Consider the following 17432-nt stretch of genomic DNA (forward strand, 5'->3'; position numbering starts at 1 on the left):
CCGGTGGAGTGGACCGGAGCGGCCCGTTTCCCTCCCGGGGGCCGGGGTACGCGGACCGTCCTGGCCGCGTGGAGGCGCGGCCGGGGCCGGACCGCCGAGGCCATGGCGGGGCGCGGGCCCGTTTCAATGCCCGGTGCCGGGGTCATGGCTGTGGCGTTGTTGTCGCCCCCTGGTTGGAGAGATGATGGCTGAGAACAATCCGCTCGCGGCCGCTGCCGAGAAGGTAGCCGCCGCGCTGCGCCGTGACACCGGCCCGGCGGACGGGATCCCCGGCAAGCCGGCGGCGCAGTCGCCGCCGCTCGAGGAGCCGGTCGAGCCGCACGACCCGCTGCCGCCCAAACCGGACCAGAGCGGCCCCGACACCGTCACCCCCACCGGCGCCGCCACGGGTGTGGACCGGGCGAGCGTGGCGCAGCACGGACCGTATCTGACCACCGCGCAGGGCGCTCGGCTGTACGACAGCGACCACTCCCTCAAGGCCGGTGCGCGGGGCCCCGTTCTCCTCCAGGACCACCATCTGCGGGAGAAGATCACACACTTCGACCACGAGCGGATCCCCGAGCGGGTGGTGCACGCCCGGGGCGCCGCCGCGCACGGTGTCTTCCACGCGTACGGCACGGCCTCCCAGGTCACCAAGGCGGCCTTCCTCGGCAAAGACACGGAGACGCCCGTCTTCGTACGTTTCTCGACGGTGCTCGGCTCCCGCGGATCGTCGGACACCGTACGGGACACGCGCGGTTTCGCGACGAAGTTCTACACCACCGAGGGCACGTTCGACCTGGTGGGGAACAACATCCCGGTGTTCTTCATCCAGGACGCGATCAAGTTCCCCGACATCATCCACGCCGGGAAGCCGCATCCGGACCGGGAGATCCCGCAGGCCCAGAGCGCCCACGACACGTTCTGGGACTTCGTCACCCTCCACACGGAGGCGACCCACCACACCCTGTGGAACATGTCCGACCGGGGCATCCCGCGCTCCTACCGGACGATGGAGGGCTTCGGCATCCACACCTTCCGCCTCGTCAACGCCGAAGGTGCCACCACCCTGGTCAAATTCCACTGGAAGCCCAAGCTCGGGGTGCATTCGCTGGTGTGGGAGGAGGCTCAGATCATCAACGGGATGGACCCCGACTTCCACCGCCGGGACCTCGCCGACGCGATCGAGGCCGGCGCCTTCCCGCAGTGGGAGCTGGGCATCCAGACCTTCCCCGACACACCCGAGCAGACCTTCGAGGGCATCGACCTGCTCGACCCGACGAACATCGTCCCCGAGGAGCTGGCGCCCGTTCAGCCGGTCGGGCTGCTGACGCTGAACGCCAACCCGTCGAACTACTTCGCCGAGACCGAGCAGGTCGCGTTCCACCCCGGCCACCTCGTTCCCGGCATCGACATCACCGACGACCCACTGCTGTCGGGACGGCTGTTCTCGTACCTGGACACGCAGATCAGCCGTCTCGGCGGCCCCAACTTCGCCCAGATCCCGGTCAACCGGACGCACGCGCCGGTCAACGACATGCTCCGGGACGGCATGCACCAGACCGCCGTGCACGCGGGCGCCGCGCCGTACCGCCCCAACTCCCTGGACGGTGGCTGCCCGTTCAAGGCGGGGGCCGACACGAGCGCGTACATCGAGGTACCGGTCGAGGTGCCGGAGGCGAGGAAGGCGCGTGACGCGCCCGCCTCCTTCGCCGACCACTTCACCCAGCCGCGACTGTTCTGGCTGAGCATGACGCCTGTCGAGCGCGAGCACATCATCGCGGCCTACACCTTCGAGCTGGGCAAGTGCTACGAGCAGGCGATCAAGGAACGGGCGCTGAGGGTGCTCGCCAACATCGACCCCGAGCTGTGCGAACAGGTCGCCAAGGGACTCGGGCTGCCCGCGCCGGAGGCCACCGTGCCCCTGCTGGCCCTGGACCCGAGCCCCGCGCTCTCCCAACTGGGCCGGACCTGGCCGCTGGACGGACGGGTCATCGGGATCGTCACCGACGGGGACGGCGATCTGGGCGGCGTGCGGTCCGTACGGCAGACGGTCCTCGACGCGGGCATGGTGCCGTTGGTGATCGCGCCGTCCGGGGGCGAACTCGACGCGGACGGTTCGCCGATCACGGTGCAGCGCACGTTCGCCACCGCCCGCTCCATCGAGTACGACGCCATCCTGCTGGCCGGCGTCCCCGGGCCGGGCAGTGACGCGTACGGCGCGCGGGACGCCAAGGCCGGCAACGGTACGCCGGCGTCGGGCACCGCCACCGACCCACGGGTCCTGCTGATGCTCGCCGAGGCGTTCCGGCACGGCAAGGCCCTCGGCGGCTGGGCCGGCGCCGAGACGGTCCTCGAAACAGCGGGCATCTCCACCGGCGCGCCCGGTGTCGTGACCGGGACCGGCGGGACCGACGTACTGGCGGGGATCACCGAGCTGCTGGGCAGCCACCGGGTGTGGGAACGCTTCCCCGCGGGCGTGTGAGACAGAACCGGTCGGTGACCGCTCTCCCCACGGGCGCCTGTGGCGGCTCTGCTCACAGGCGCCCGTGAAGGTTCTCCTCAAGGGCGGGGCACCCGTGACGGTTCTCGTCACGGCCCCGGGCACGGGCGCCTGACGAGGGGGCCGCGCCGGTAGGCGCCGCCGTCGGCGGCAGGCCCTCGGGGCGGCCGGCGACCACGGCGGTGCCGCTCGGCCGCCCGGCGGGGAGGGACGTGCCCCGGTGCGCGCGGCGGGCCCTGCATGGGCGGGGAGCCGGGTCGTACCGCCGGACGGGACGGACGCTACGCGGTGTGGTTCCCCATCAGGCGGGCGCGGCGTGCCGCGGCGGACCGGCCCGCTCCGGACAGGCACCAGTCCCACCACCGGTCCAGTGTGTCCGGCGCCACCCCTCCGCGACCACGACGGCGGGCCAGCGCAGGGCACGGCCCTGGGCCGAGACCTTCGCGCCGCCTCGGTCACCTCCAGCGCACGACCCGGCCCGGCGGGGCCGCGCTCGCCGCGTATCTGGCCGCCCTCGACGGCCGCGCGGTCACCCTCGTCACGGCGCTCGGCGACGGCCCGGCGGACGCCGAACTGCGCGCCCTGCTCGCCGGGCGCGTACACCTGGTGGAGTTGCCGTTGGCGGGAAGCCTGCCGGCCAAGACCGGGTCATGGTCCAGGGCCGACCGCTGCTCAGGCTCGACGACGGGGACGGCCGGGCGGGCGGGGCGACGCGGGAGGCCGAGGAGACGCTGGCCACCGCGCGCGGTCCTCGTCTCCGACTACGGGCGCGGCACGGCGGACGTCCTGCGCGCGGCGCTCACCGCGGCCGCCGCGCGAGTGCCCGTCGTCTGGGACCCGCACCCGCGTGGCGGGCCGCCGGTGCGCGGGGCCCGGCTCGCCGCGCCCGCCTCCCTGTACGACGCGGCCCGGGCGACCGGTGCCGTGGACACGCTCCTGCCGACCCGGGCGTCCGGCCGTGCCGTCCCCTCCCTGCGGCACTGGACCGGCGATCCGCCGGAGGTCGCCGTCGACCTGCCACCGGCGGCCCGGGCGAGGACGGCCTGCTGGCGGGGCCGCCCGGCGATCCGCACGCCACCGTCCCCGATCGTCCGACTGCTCGGGACCGACCAGGGTGCGGGCCGCCAGCAGCCCGAGACGGGGTGGGCGCGTGCCGAGGCGGAGGAGGCGTCGGTGGAGCCGTTGTCGACGACGACGACCGCCGGCCGTTCGGGCAGGGCGGCCAGCCGGTCGAGCGTCCGCAGCAGGCTCGCCCGGCGGGGTGCGCGTCGAAGAGGTCGGCCGCGGTCGCGAGCGCGCCGGGTGCCCACCACGAGTCGTCGTCACTAGGCGACGTAGGGGGTGATGGCCTGCCGGACGGCGAGATTGCGGCCCAGCGCACCGGTGTTGCGCCCGGGGCACAGGGCTCGCGCGCCCACCGGAGAAGCGGCACCAGCGGTCACGCTCGTGCTCGTCGGCCCGCCACTCGGGCGGTGGCTCCCCCCGTTCACCCGGGGCCGCGAACGCCAGGCCTCCCGGCGGCGCTGGCCCGGCGAAGGCCGCTCCCGCCCCTAGTGGAGCACTCGGGGCGGCTGCTGGAGGCCGGCCGCCGGACAACGGTGAAGGGGTAGCGGTCGCGGCGCACGTCCACGGCGCGCAGATACGTGGGATGACCCGCGGGTCCCGCCGCCACCCCGCCTGCTCCGCTACTCCTCGTCCGGCCGGGTGACGGTGTCCGTCGGGGACGCGGTCTTCCGCGAGGAGGCGGATTCCTGCGAGGAGGCGGTGGTCGCCTGCCGGGCGGTCGCCTCCGCCCGGGACGCGGGGTCCAGTGTCCGGCGCGCGATCTGCCCGCGCTCCTCGTCCGACACCGGCATGTCGACGCGCTCCCCGTAGTACCAGCGGTTCAGCGCGGCCCGGAGCCGGTCGCCACGGGACGCCTCGGTGCCCGGTCTCTCCAACGGTACGGGGATGTCACGGACCAGCACGCGGTAGCGCTGCTCGGCCGGGACCGGTGCGTGCCCCGTGCCGATCTCGCCGTAGACGCTCTGCGCGACCTTGCCCGTCGGTGTCCCTTCCTCCAGCAGGCGCCGGTCGTGTGCCTGCAGGGCGAGGCAGAGGCGTTTGGTGACCGCGTAGGAGACGATCGGTCCGACGACGACCGTCACGCGGAAGATCCAGGTGAGCGCGTTGACGGACACCTGGAAGGAGTAGGCGATGACGTCGTTGCCCCCGGCCAGCAGGAGGACGGCGTAGAAGACGATCGCCGCCACACCCAGGCCCGTACGGGTCGGATTGTCGCGGGGGCGGTCACACAGGTGGTGCTCCCGCAGGTCCCCGGTCGCCCATTTCTCGACGTACGGATACAGGTAGAGCACCGTGAAGACGAGCCCCGGCAGGATCACCGCCGGGATCAGGACGTTCCACATGAAGGTGTGCCCCGCCACCGAGTTCTCCCACGGGGGCATCAGGCGCAGCGCCCCCTCGAGGAAGCCCACGTACCAGTCGGGCTGCGCGTCCGTGGCGACCTGGTCGGTGCGGTAAGGACCGTAGGTCCAGATCGGATTGATCTGGGCGAGGCCGCTGATGAAGGCGACCACACCGAAGACCATCGCGCTCAGCCCCATGGACTTCGCCGTGAACTGCGGGAACATGGGCTGCCCGACCACGTTCGTGTTCGTCCTGCCCCGGGACGCCCACTGGGTGTGCTTGAGATACACGACCAGAGCGAGATGCGCGCCGATCAGCGCGATGAGTATCCCCGGCACGAACAGGACGTGCAGGATGTACAGCCGGGGAATGATCAGTTGCCCGGGATAGACCCCGCCCCACATGAAATCGCTCAGGTACGTTCCGACGCCGGGAATGGAGAGCACGATCGTGTGGGCGGTGCGCAGGCCCGTGCCGGACAGGAGGTCGTCCGGCAGCGAGTAGCCCGCGAAACCCTCCAGCAGCGCGAGGAGGAAGAGCGTCACCCCTACCATCCAGTTGGCCTCGCGCGGGCGGCGGAACGCCCCCGTGAAGAAGACCCGGAGCATGTGCACCGTCAGGGCCGCGACGAACATCAGGGCCGCCCAGTGGTGCATCTGACGGATCAGCAGCCCGCCACGTACGGCGAAGCTGATGTCCAGGGTGGAGGCGTAGGCCTCGGACATCGGCAGGCCCTGCAACGGGACGTAGGAGCCGTGGTAGACCACCTGCGCCGTGCCGGGCCGGAAGAACAGGGTGAGGTAGCTGCCCGTCACCACCAGGACCAGGAAGCTGTAAAGGGCGAGCTCGCCCAGCAGAAAGGACCAGTGATCGGGGAACGCCTTCCGCAGCAGCGTCCGAACGGCCTCGGAAACCGGCAGCCGGCGGTCCAGCGCGACGAATCCGGTGACCGCCGCCCGACGCGCCCGTGCCTCGGCCCTCGCCTGCCGTTTCCGGAACAGCATCGGCCACGCTCCCCCTTGTCCGCGTCGGCTGGGGCCACCGCCCACCGCAGGTGGACTACCCGACCGACACCGGCCGTAGCGGACACGGCCACCGCATTCCCACAACAGGGGGTGAGGGCGCGGGCCAGGTGGGTCAACCGGTCAACCGCCGGCCACCGGCCGTTTGGGAGCGGGGCCGCCGGTCGGGGCCCCGGTGTCCTCGTCGTCGACGGCGTGGCGGAGGAAGTCGTCGACCATCCGGTGGAACAGAGTCGCGAGCTGCTGGAGTTCCTCGGGTGACCACTCCGACAGGGCCAGTTGCATCCCCCGGCAGCTCGCCTCGCTGATGCGGTCGACCGCGTCCCGGCCGGCCTGCGCCAGCTGGATGCGCTGCGCGCGGCGGTCATCCGGGTCCGGGACCCGGGTCACATAACCCGCCTTCTGCAACTGCTGCACCTGCCGGGTGACGTGCGACGCCTCCACGCCCAGTTGAACGGCCAGCTCACCGGGGCGCAGAGGGTCCGCGTCGGCGATCCGCCGCAGCAGCGCCACGGCGGCCCGGTCCAGCGGCACTCCGGCCAGCGCCATGAGCCGTTCGTGCTGCCTGACCCGGTTGGTCAGATAGGCGATACGGTTCAGAGCCCGCTCGATCTCGACCACGTGTGACGAGACGGGGGCGGCTGCTTGTGGCGGTGTCGGCATGCACACCACCCTACCAGCTACTTGCTTTACTCAAGTAAATCAACACGTTTAGCCGCGCTCCACAGCCACGACGGCTCCACATCCCCCGGCATGACGGAGTGGCACACATCACGTCACGACACGGTGAACGCGGACCGTCCGTCACACAGCGGAACAAACGCGTCCGATTGACTGTGCACTCCACCCTCCGGGCGCGTTCCGCTGCCCGCGGAACCGACACGCCCGGAAATCAACGAGGCCGACGCGTCACACGGAACACACGGTACGCATGTCACCGGAGTGACGAATTCCATGAGTTGGCATTCCGCTTCCACTTTCCCCCTCTTTACCTTTTCCGCCTACGCCTGACGGTACAGCGAGAATCAGCCATGTGCTCCAAACGCATGACAACGACTCGTCCGGTGGTTGGAGATCACCCCCTCCTCAAGGATGACGCTCAACGCGGGTAGATCGCGGAGGCTATGGCCGTGACCGCGACCAACACACCGCATCCGCCTTAGATTTCGAACCATTCAAAGCGGGCCGCCTTGGAAACAGAAGGCTTCCATTCCGCCATACCGGCTCCGGCCGGTGGCGCACGCAATGCGGGGCGGAGCCCGGATTCACGGGCTCCGCATTGGTCGGCCGACATCCCTGGGCACTGCCCGACGAGGGCCGCCCATTCACCTGTCCACATCCCTGACACACCATCAGTTCCGCTGGCCAACAGGCCGGACAACCCTGTTCGCCATGCCGGAGAACACCACAGGAGAACTCTGTGTCCCATAACGTCATGCTGCGCTCCTCCGCGATATCCGTCGCTCTGGTCTGCGCGGTCACGGGCGGCACGCTCGCGGCCACGTCGGCGTCGGCCGCGCCCGCCCCCGTACAGGCCACGGTCTCGGCCGCCGCTTCCGACGACGACCACGGAAGCAACGGCCAGGGCCCGGTCACACCGGTCGACCCGTCCAGACAGGAACCCACCGAGCAGGGCATCCAGGCGCTCGCCCCGAAGATCACCCGGAGCCAGGTGATAGCGCGGGCCAAGGCCTGGGTGGGCATCGGCCTCGACTACGACTGGGGCGGCTCGTACCAGGGTTACCGCACCGACTGTTCCGGCTACGTGTCCATGGCCTGGAAGCTCGACGCGTCGCTCACCACGGACACCTTCGGCCCGCGCGGTGTCACCGAGGGAATCGGCAAGAGCGAACTGAAGCCGGGTGACGCGCTCTTGAACAAGGCCAGCGGCGCCTCCGGCCACGTGGTCCTCTTCGAGAAGTGGACCAACTCGGACCACTCCACGTACATGGGTTACGAGTTCACCTCCTCCGGGGTGCACCACCGCGAGATCCCGTACCCCTACTACTCGGGCTACGGCACCTTCGTCCCGGTCCGCAACAAGTCGGTCGTCGAGGACGGCCCCGCGGATCCGGGGATGACGGAGCTGGCGGCGGGTGAGTTCAGCGGCGGCGGCAAGAACGACCTGCTGGCCGTACAGGTGTCGACGGGCAAGCTGTTCATGTACCCCAACACCGGCGGCAGCGGACTCGACATGCTCGGCTCCCGCGTGGAAATCGGCACAGGCGGCTGGAACGGCATGAAGAACCTCACCGTCGGCGACTACAACGCGGACGGCAAGGACGACCTCATCGCCACCAAGACCGAAACCGGCGAACTCTACCTCTACCCCGGCACCGGAAACACCGGCCTCAACACACTCGGCTCACGGGTCCTCATCGGAACCGGCGGCTGGAACGGCATGAAGAACCTCTTCTCCGGAGACTTCAACGCCGACGGCAAGACCGACCTCGGCGCCGTCAAAACCGAAACCGGCGAACTCTACCTCTACCCCGGCACCGGAAACACCGGCCTCAACACACTCGGAACCCGCGCCCTCATCGGAACCGGCGGCTGGAACGGCATGAACAAACTCGCCTCCCCCAGCGACTTCAACGGAGACGGCAAAGCCGACCTCATCGCCACCAAGACCGAAACCGGCGAACTCTACCTCTACCCCGGCACCGGAAACACCGGCCTCAACACACTCAGCAGCAGGATCCTCATCGGCACAGGCGGCTGGAACGGCATCTCCGACTACGCAGCCGCCGACTTCACCGGCGACGGCATCGGCGACCTCACCGCCATCGAATCCACCCCCTACAAGACCGGCAAGCTCTACCTCTACAAAGGCAACGGCAGCACACTGGGCGGCCGTACCGAAATCGGCACCGGCGGCTGGTAGACCACGCCGTCCCGTTGACACCAGTGGCGGGGCACCCCTTCCGGCTGACAGCACTCCCGGCCCGGCCACCCGACAACGGATGGCCGCCCATCCGCTGACCGCTTGTCGGCCGACAGCCGGCTGAACAGCCCCCGCCACCGGCGCCCTACCCGTTTCACCGGACGTGGGCCCGTGCCCCGGCACCGCAGTGGTGCGGGCCCCGTTCACCATTCAGCCCGCAGCCCGGGCGGCGCCATGCCCGCCGCCCGCCTGCTGCTGCTCTCGGGAGTTCCCATGAGTGAGAAGAACACCACGAAGTACCTCCGCGGACTGGCCGCCCTCGGCGCGGCCGCCGCCATCGTCGCCACACCCCTGAACCCCGCCTCGGCCGACGCGGCCGGCTCCGTCACCTCGGGGACGGACGGCAAGGACGTCTCGTACTACGGTCTGTCCCTGACGGTTCCCGCCGACTGGGACGTGGTCGACCTGGCGGCACGTCCCGACACCTGTGTCCGCCTCGACCGGAACACCATCTACCTCGGCCACCCCGGGGCCGACCAGGACTGTCCGACCCGTCTGATCGGGCCGAAGACCGACGCCCTGGTCATCGAGCCCGTCTCCGGCGCCACCGCGCGTACCGACCTCCCCGTCGTGGCTGTCCCGGAGGGAGGGCCGGTCCCCGGCACACTGCCCACCGACGAAGGCCACGAAGTTCGCGTGACGTTCGAGGCGGCGGGGCTGTCGGCGACGGCCAGTCACAGCGGCACGACCACCGCCGTACAGCGAATCCTGGCCTCGGCCACGGTGGACGGCACCGCGCCGAAGCCGCCTGCCGCCGAGCGACCGGCGCCGCCCACGGCCCCCTCCCTCGCAGCGGTGACCCCGTCAACGGGTTACAAGGGCAAGGCGTTCGACGCCTGCGCCGCCCCGTCCAACGCCGCCATGTCCGACTGGGCTGCCTCGCCGTACCGCGGTGTCGGCATCTACATCGGCGGTCCGACGCGGGTGTGCGCACAGCCCAACCTGACCGCCTCATGGATACAGACACAGACGTCGCGCGGCTGGCACATGCTACCCATCTACGCGGGGCTGCAGGCCTCGGGCATCTCCTCCGGCAACGCGGCGGCGCAGGGCCGCTCGTCCGCGGACAAGGCCGCCGACCTGGCCAAGGACCTGGGCTTCGCCAACGGCACCGTGCTGTACACGGACATGGAGCAGTACTCGTCCGGCTACCGGACCAACGTGCTCAACTACCTCTCTGGATGGTCGCAGCGGATCCGGGAGCTCGGCTTCCGCTCGGGTGTCTACAGCTCCTCCAGCAGTGGCATCAAGGACCTCGCCTCGGTCTACAACTCCAGCTCCTACCACCGCCCCGATGTGGTGTGGGTCGCGAATTGGAACGGCCAGGCGAACACGAACGACGTCAACCTGCCGTCCGGTTACTGGGCCGACCGCCAGCGGGTGCACCAGTACGCGGGCAACGTCACCGAGTCGTACGGCGGAACCAGCATCAACATCGACCGCAACCACATGGACGTCGGCTCGGCCGTGTCCGACTCGGGGATGACGGAGCTGGCGGCGGGTGAGTTCAGCGGCGGCGGCAAGAACGACCTGCTGGCCGTACAGGTGTCGACGGGCAAGCTGTTCATGTACCCCAACACCGGCGGCAGCGGACTCGACATGCTCGGCTCCCGCGTGGAAATCGGCACAGGCGGCTGGAACGGCATGAAGAACCTCACCGTCGGCGACTACAACGCGGACGGCAAGGACGACCTCATCGCCACCAAGACCGAAACCGGCGAACTCTACCTCTACCCCGGCACCGGAAACACCGGCCTCAACACACTCGGCTCACGGGTCCTCATCGGAACCGGCGGCTGGAACGGCATGAAGAACCTCTTCTCCGGAGACTTCAACGCCGACGGCAAGACCGACCTCGGCGCCGTCAAAACCGAAACCGGCGAACTCTACCTCTACCCCGGCACCGGAAACACCGGCCTCAACACACTCGGAACCCGCGCCCTCATCGGAACCGGCGGCTGGAACGGCATGAACAAACTCGCCTCCCCCAGCGACTTCAACGGAGACGGCAAAGCCGACCTCATCGCCACCAAGACCAAAACCGGCGAACTCTACCTCTACCCCGGCACCGGAAACACCGACCTCAACACACTCAGCAGCAGGATCCTCATCGGCACAGGCGGCTGGAACGGCATCTCCGACTACGCAGCCGCCGACTTCACCGGCGACGGCATCGGCGACCTCACCGCCATCGAATCCACCCCCTACAAGACCGGCAAGCTCTACCTCTACAAAGGCAACGGCAGCACACTGGCCGACCGCATCGAAATAGGCACCGGCGGCTGGTAGACCACGGTCCGCGAGCGCGATCCGACCACTCAACTTTCCTCTCATCCAACGGGGTTTCGTATGTCTTCCCTCACGCGTGCCAGTAAGCGGCTCGCCGCACTGACCGTCGCGTCCACAGCGACCGCCGCCCTGTGGAGCTCCGCTCCCACGGCATCCGCCGCCTCGGTCGCCACCTGGGACAAGGTCGCCCAGTGTGAGAGCGGCGGCAACTGGCACATCAACACAGGTAACGGCTACTACGGCGGCCTGCAGTTCTCGCAGTCCACGTGGGCCTCCTTCGGCGGCACGCAGTACGCGTCCCGTGCCGATCTGGCGACCAAGGAGGAACAGATCCGCACCGCGGAGAAGGTCCTCGCCGTGCAGGGCGAAGGAGCCTGGCCGACATGCGGGCCCAGAGCCGGGCTGGGCCGTGACCACGCCGACCCGTATCCGCCCCGGGTGGCCGACCCCGGGATGACGGAGCTCTCAGCCGGCCAGTTCACCGGTGACACCAAGAAGGACCTGGTCGCCGTGCAGGTCACCACCGGCAAGCTGTTCGTCTATCCCAACACCGGCCGGTCTGGACTCGACATGCTCGGCTCCCGCGTGGAAATCGGCACAGGCGGCTGGAACGGCATGAAGAACCTCACCGTCGGCGACTACAACGCGGACGGCAAGGACGACCTCATCGCCACCAAGACCGAAACCGGCGAACTCTACCTCTACCCCGGCACCGGAAACACCGGCCTCAACACACTCGGCTCACGGGTCCTCATCGGAACCGGCGGCTGGAACGGCATGAAGAACCTCTTCTCCGGAGACTTCAACGCCGACGGCAAGACCGACCTCGGCGCCGTCAAAACCGAAACCGGCGAACTCTACCTCTACCCCGGCACCGGAAACACCGGCCTCAACACACTCGGAACCCGCGCCCTCATCGGAACCGGCGGCTGGAACGGCATGAACAAACTCGCCTCCCCCAGCGACTTCAACGGAGACGGCAAAGCCGACCTCATCGCCACCAAGACCGAAACCGGCGAACTCTACCTCTACCCCGGCACCGGAAACACCGGCCTCAACACACTCAGCAGCAGGATCCTCATCGGCACAGGCGGCTGGAACGGCATCTCCGACTACGCAGCCGCCGACTTCACCGGCGACGGCATCGGCGACCTCACCGCCATCGAATCCACCCCCTACAAGACCGGCAAGCTCTACCTCTACAAAGGCAACGGCAGCACACTGGGCGGCCGTACCGAAATCGGCACCGGCGGCTGGTAAGACACCAGCAGGCCGGTACCGAGACCGTGCGGGGCGCCTCCCTCGGGGCGCCCCGCACGCTCGACGCCGTAGCGGGGGCGGCGGCATTCGGCGTTACGGAACACTGCTCCTGGTCGGCCGGTGCCGCGCACTGTCGTTGAGCGAAGCCACATACTCGCGCGCCAGCCGCAGCGCCTCGGAATGCAGGGCGTCGCCGGCGGCGAGGACCTCGGGCAGCAGCTCCCGTTCGAGCGTGACCGCCCGGAAGGCCATGGCCACCGTGACCTCGTGATCCGGCCGGTGCACGATCTCGATCGGATCACCGGCCCGGATCTCGCCGGGAACGATCACTCGCAGATAGGCGCCGGTGACGGCACGTCGGGTGAAGCGCTTGACCCAGCCCTCCTCGCCGAGTCTGCTCTGGAAGGTGCGGCAGGGGATCCGTCCGCTCGTCGTCTCCAGCACCAGGTCGGGCCCGATCCGCCAGCGCTCACCGATCCGGGCGCCGGTGATGTCCAGGCCGGATGTGGTGAGGTTCTCCCCGAACGCGCCGTTGGGCAATGACCGTCCCAGCTCACGCTCCCAGGAGTCCAGGTCCTCCCGGGCGAAGGCGTACACCGCCTGGTCGCTGCCGCCGTGATGACGCAGGTCGCAGACCGCGTCACCGGCCACGCCACTGCCGCCCCGGCCCGGGGGGCCGGGATCGGCCACCCCGACCGGACCATCGGCGGGTTCCTTGAAGATCCCGGTGGTCCCACTCGGAGAGTTGGTGTATTCCACAGCCCTGGGACGGCCCCGGTTCACTGTCAGCAACCTCATTGGCCGGATGGTAACCACTCGCCTTCGAGTGCTCCAGTGAATTCGGCGTCTGTCTGCCTGCCGACCGCGGGCCTGAGTGGACGGCGACGCCTCGTCAGTGCGGTCGGCACAGTCCCGCGACGAGGAACCCGACCAGTCGGCGTGTGTCGTAGCGGGGATTGCTGCCGGCCCCCGCGCAGAGGCTCGCGACGCCGCGCATCAGTTCGTACGGCTCGAGATCGGAGCGGATCTCGCCCGAATCGGCTGCCGCGTCGAGCAACTGCGCGCACACGGGGACGAGCCGGTCGAGGAAGTAGGAGTGCAGGGGGTCGAAGCAGGGGTCGTCGGACTGCAGCACGGCGGCGAGTCCGTGCTTGGTGACCAGGAAGTCGACGAAGAGGTCGATCCATCGCCCCAGCGCGGCATGCGGAGTCGGGCAGGCCGCCAGCAGCGCCGGACCGGCCTCGGCAAGGCCCTCCACCTGATGCCGGTAGACGGCGACGATGAGATCCGCCCGCGTCGGGAAGTGGCGGTAGATCGTGGCCGTCCCGACGCCGGCCTCGGCCGCGATGTCGCGGATCGGCGCTTCCACGCCCGACGTGACGAAAACCGCGGCGGCCGCGTCGAGCAGGGCTTCCTCGTTGCGTCGCGCGTCCGCCCGCTTGGGCCGTGCCGCGCGTCCTGCCGTGCGCCCCGCGTCCCGATCGCCGCCGTTCACCGTGTCCGTCCCTCCACCACCCGACTTACCGGGACAATGTCCCGGTTCCTTATGATGGCAGAGCGGGGACACAGCGTCCAAACCTGAGCGCCAGGGCGCGGCGAAGACCGCCGTCATCGGCCGAGGCGCATCGGCACCGGCCTGACGCGGTCACTCACGGGGAAGGAGGGCCCCCGTCCTCGTCGGCGTGCGGCCGCCCGACGGCGGGTCCGACGGCAGTGTGGGGCCCGTCGTGCTGGACGGCTGACGCCATTTCCCCTCCGGCAGGCCCGACCCCAGGCGTTCGCCGACACGCTCGCGCAACAACAGGTACTCGTCCCAGCGGCGCGGCAGCGGGCCGGCAGGACGCTCGACGACGCGGGCCGCACCGATGGTCTGCCCCAGCAGGAACTGCTCACGTGTCAGATCCAGTTCGACCCCGCTGGGCAGCCGGTTCCACCAGTGGAAACCGTGTTGCGTTCCGTCGAGGTACACCTCGCCCACCACGAGGGAGCCCCCGAAGACGTCCTGCACGATCAGGGCGGTGATGTCGCAGTGGCCCCGGGCGGGGTTGCCGGGCCGCCAGTCGTCCAGGTCGTCGGGCGAACAGGTGTCGAGGGCCCAGCTCTCACGCAGAGCCCGGTCGAGATCCAGCAGATTCCAAGGAGTCATGCCGTCAGCCTCCCACCAGGCACTGACGATCGAGGGCGCTCCGCCTGCCGACGGCGCTCCGCCTCTCGTCGGGGGTGCTTCCCCTCCCCCGTGGTCATCGCAGGTGGGACGCTCCGTTGAGATCCAGTACGGCTCCGGAGGCCCAGGCCGCGCCCGGCGAGGCCAGGTGGACGACGGCCGCGGCGATCTCCTCCGGGGTCCCCACCCGGCCGAACGGGCTTTGCGCCCGCACCGCGTCTCCCTCCGGGCCGGAGAGTTTCGCCATCTGACGTTCGGTGGCGACGAAACCCGGTGCCACCGAGGTGACGGCGATCCGGTGGGGCGCCAGGGCGACGGCGATCGACTGGCCGAACGCGTGGAGTGCGGCCTTTCCCGCCCCGTACGCCGGGTGGTCGGGCTCGCCCCGGTAGGCACCGCGGGAACCCACGTTGACGATGCTGCCGGGCGCGCCGCGGCCGATCAGCTGGTCGACGAAGGCCCAGGTGACGTTCACCGCCCCGAGGAGGTTGGTGTGGATCATCGAGTTCCACGTCTCGACCCAGGCGTCCCAGCCGACTTCGCCGATCCGGTGCCGGTTCGCCGCCCGCGGGGCCACCGCTGCGTTGTTCACCAGGACGTCCAGGGTCGTCAGCCCCCGCACCGCCTCGTCGACGACGCCACGCGCGGCGGCCGGATCCGCGAGGTCCCCGCCGACGACCAGGTGGCCCTCGCCGGGTAGCAGGGCGAGGGTCTGATCGGCGTCCTCGCGGTGGTGCCCGTAGTGGACCGCGACGCGGTGTCCCGCCACCGCCAGGGCGACCGCGGTCGCACGTCCGATGCCACGTGAGGCACCCGTGACGAGCGCTCCGCGGGTGGTGACGTCCTGCACGCACAGTTCCTTCCAGGACAAGCGGGTGGTCTGCAGCTTGCGGTGGTCGATGTCCGGATGTCAACATCACGGCCGACACCGGCCCGCCGTGACCGCCGGCGGCACGGAGGCTCGCCCGGCAGACCGGTCTGTACGACCCGGCAACGGCCTTGTGCCTCGCATGTGCGCAGCGGTGTGATCAGCGTGGGTCCATCCGCCGGACGGAAGACGCGCCCGTTCGTTTCCACTCGTCGGCAGGGGTCAGCGGCACCGGTTCCGGCCGGTTGCCCGAGGTCGTCAGTTCGACGCGCCTTCCCTCGGACGAAGAGCGCAGGACTGCTCGCAGTGTCTCCAGCACGTGCAGGGCGTGATCGCCGCCGACCCGTGCCGGGCGCCGGGCGTCGGCGGTCAGGAAGTCGAGGAGGCCGACGCCACGGGCACCGCCGACGTATCCGGCCGACGGTTCGAGCGGGCGCCAGTCGGTGCCGCCGAGTTCGAAGTGCCGTGTCTCGCCGTCGAAGCGATTGGGGTCGGGGACCGCGAGCGTGCCGGTCTCGCCGTGCACCTCGATGGGGACAGCCGTCGTGGCCGTGCCGTCGAAACTGGTCGTGAGCGTCGACAACGCGCCTCCCACGTGCTCGAGCACCGCGGACACATGGGTGTCGACCTCGACCGGGATCGTCTCCCCCGTACGCGGTCCGGAGCCGATCACCCGCTCGCCGCGCAGGCGGGCGGACGCGCCGATCACCGCGCGGACCGGTCCCAGCAGGTGGACCAGGGCCGAGACGTAGTACGGTCCCATGTCCATCAGCGGGCCCCCGCCCTCGGTGTAGTAGAAGTCGGGATGAGGGTGCCAGCGTTCGTGTCCCGGGGTGACCATGACGGCGAGCGCGGCGAGGGGGCGTCCGACGAGGCCGGCGTCGATCGCCGCGCGGGCCGTCTGGGTGCCCGTGCCGAGGACGGTGTCCGGGGCGCAGGCGATGCGCACGCCCGCCGCGGCCGCCGCCTCGACGACCGCCCTCCCGTCACGGTAGGTCGCGGCCAGCGGCTTCTCGCCGTACACGTTCTTGCCCCCGGCGATGGCGCCGAGCGCGATCTCGGCGTGAGCCGCCGGGGTGGTGAGGTTGAGCACGGTCTGGACGTCGGAGTCGCCGAGCAGCCTCTCGACGGTCACGGCTTCCGCGCCGGAGATCCCGGCGGCGACCGCGGTGGCCCGGGCCGCGTCGAGGTCGGCGACCGCGGTGATCCGCACGGCCGGATGGTTCGCGAGCGTTTCCACGTAGGCACGGGATATGACGCCGAGTCCTACGATGCCGATGCGGTGCGGGTCGCCCACAGCATGCCCCTTTCGATGACGGTGCGGACGTTCGGATTCTCGAGTACGTCCACGCTGTGTCCGGGGGTGGTGACGACGACGCGTCCCGCGCCCCAGTTCCGGGTCCAGATCGCCGGGGAGACCACTGGGCGCTGCCACGGCTGCCAGGGACGCGTGGGATGTGTGGTGGTGGCCAGGATGTCGATGAGGTCGTCGTGGAGCACCCAGTACTGCTCGGTGTCCAGGGCGAAGTCGCCGATGTCCGCGGTGACGGGGTGCTCGCGTCCGAGGTCCGTGATGTCGACGGTGTGCGGCAGGTAGTTGTCCTCCTGCCCGCCCCGCCGCTCGCAGGGATCCTTGCCCGGGTGAGTGGCGAACTGGCCTCCCACCAGGTGGAGATAGTCCGATGATGCGCGGAAGGAGTCGGCGATGCCGCCGTGCCAGCCGGTCAGGCCGGTGCCGGCGGCGACGGCCCCGGCGAGGCCCTTCAGCTCGTCGGCGGAGATCTCCGACATGGTGACGCACTGGACGACGAGGTCGGTGCCGGACATGGTCGTGGCGTCGGCGTAGACGTGGGTCGACTCCTCGACTCGCACGTCGTATCCGCTGCGTTCGAGGAAGGGCATGAACAACTCCGTGGCCTCGACGGGCTGGTGCCCCTCCCATCCGCCCCGCACCACCAGGGCCCTCTTCTCAGAAACGTCGCGTCTCATTGTTC

Annotated in this window: 12 protein-coding genes and 1 pseudogene; 4 read left to right on the forward strand and 9 right to left on the reverse strand. The window is 70.1% G+C overall.

Features of this window, described 5'->3' with window-relative positions; translation table 11 throughout:
- Nucleotides 1–184 precede the first annotated feature (184 nt).
- A complete protein-coding gene (locus tag ACU6P3_RS01915) occupies nt 185–2464 on the forward strand; it encodes a catalase (RefSeq protein WP_447195612.1) in 2280 nt (759 codons plus the stop codon).
- Nucleotides 2465–3740: 1276 nt separating this feature from the next.
- On the opposite strand, the pseudogene ACU6P3_RS01920 reads toward ACU6P3_RS01915, so the two are convergent.
- The 3 genes and pseudogenes from ACU6P3_RS01920 to ACU6P3_RS01930 form a co-directional block, all read right to left on the reverse strand.
- Nucleotides 3741–3891, reverse strand: a pseudogene (locus ACU6P3_RS01920) (glycosyltransferase family A protein); the annotation flags it as partial.
- A 276-nt stretch (nt 3892–4167) separates the two neighbouring features.
- Nucleotides 4168–5895 carry a cytochrome bc1 complex cytochrome b subunit gene (gene qcrB, locus ACU6P3_RS01925; protein ID WP_447195613.1) on the reverse strand — a complete coding sequence of 576 codons (1728 nt, stop codon included), beginning with the start codon at nt 5893–5895 and terminating at the stop codon, nt 4168–4170.
- 141 nt (nt 5896–6036) lie between these two features.
- Nucleotides 6037–6576, reverse strand: a complete 540-nt coding sequence (locus tag ACU6P3_RS01930) for a MarR family winged helix-turn-helix transcriptional regulator (protein ID WP_447195614.1) — start codon at nt 6574–6576, stop codon at nt 6037–6039.
- Nucleotides 6577–7333: 757 nt separating this feature from the next.
- Between ACU6P3_RS01930 and ACU6P3_RS01935 the strand changes: the two genes are divergently transcribed.
- The 3 genes from ACU6P3_RS01935 (at nt 7334) to ACU6P3_RS01945 (ending at nt 12406) form a co-directional block, all read left to right on the forward strand.
- Nucleotides 7334–8797 carry an FG-GAP-like repeat-containing protein gene (locus tag ACU6P3_RS01935; protein WP_447195615.1) on the forward strand — a complete coding sequence of 488 codons (1464 nt, stop codon included), beginning with the start codon at nt 7334–7336 and terminating at the stop codon, nt 8795–8797.
- A 273-nt stretch (nt 8798–9070) separates the two neighbouring features.
- Nucleotides 9071–11146, forward strand: a complete 2076-nt coding sequence (locus ACU6P3_RS01940; protein ID WP_447195616.1) for a glycoside hydrolase domain-containing protein — start codon at nt 9071–9073, stop codon at nt 11144–11146.
- Nucleotides 11147–11206: 60 nt separating this feature from the next.
- Complete coding sequence (locus tag ACU6P3_RS01945) at nt 11207–12406, forward strand: transglycosylase family protein (RefSeq protein WP_447195617.1); 1200 nt, start codon at nt 11207–11209, stop codon at nt 12404–12406.
- A gap of 93 nt (nt 12407–12499) precedes the next feature.
- On the opposite strand, the gene ACU6P3_RS01950 is transcribed toward ACU6P3_RS01945, so the two are convergent.
- From ACU6P3_RS01950 to ACU6P3_RS01975, 6 genes are all read right to left on the reverse strand, one after another.
- Nucleotides 12500–13204 carry an MOSC domain-containing protein gene (locus ACU6P3_RS01950; protein WP_447195618.1) on the reverse strand — a complete coding sequence of 235 codons (705 nt, stop codon included), beginning with the start codon at nt 13202–13204 and terminating at the stop codon, nt 12500–12502.
- A gap of 94 nt (nt 13205–13298) precedes the next feature.
- Entirely contained in the window at nt 13299–13901 is a 603-nt protein-coding gene (locus ACU6P3_RS01955; RefSeq protein WP_447195619.1) for a TetR/AcrR family transcriptional regulator, read from the reverse strand.
- A 150-nt stretch (nt 13902–14051) separates the two neighbouring features.
- Nucleotides 14052–14552 (reverse strand): YunG family protein, encoded by a 501-nt coding sequence (locus ACU6P3_RS01960; protein WP_447195620.1) that lies wholly within the window; start codon nt 14550–14552, stop codon nt 14052–14054.
- Between the two features lie 94 nt (nt 14553–14646).
- On the reverse strand, nt 14647–15420 hold the full coding sequence (locus ACU6P3_RS01965; RefSeq protein WP_447195621.1) for an SDR family NAD(P)-dependent oxidoreductase: 774 nt from the start codon (nt 15418–15420) through the stop codon (nt 14647–14649).
- Between the two features lie 178 nt (nt 15421–15598).
- Nucleotides 15599–16735 carry a Gfo/Idh/MocA family protein gene (locus ACU6P3_RS01970; RefSeq protein ID WP_447195622.1) on the reverse strand — a complete coding sequence of 379 codons (1137 nt, stop codon included), beginning with the start codon at nt 16733–16735 and terminating at the stop codon, nt 15599–15601.
- Entirely contained in the window at nt 16705–17427 is a 723-nt protein-coding gene (locus ACU6P3_RS01975) for a ThuA domain-containing protein (protein WP_447195623.1), read from the reverse strand. Before ACU6P3_RS01975 ends, ACU6P3_RS01970 begins: the two co-directional genes overlap by 31 nt.
- Between the last annotated feature and the right edge of the window lie 5 nt (nt 17428–17432).

The organism is Streptomyces hebeiensis, assembly GCF_052983195.1.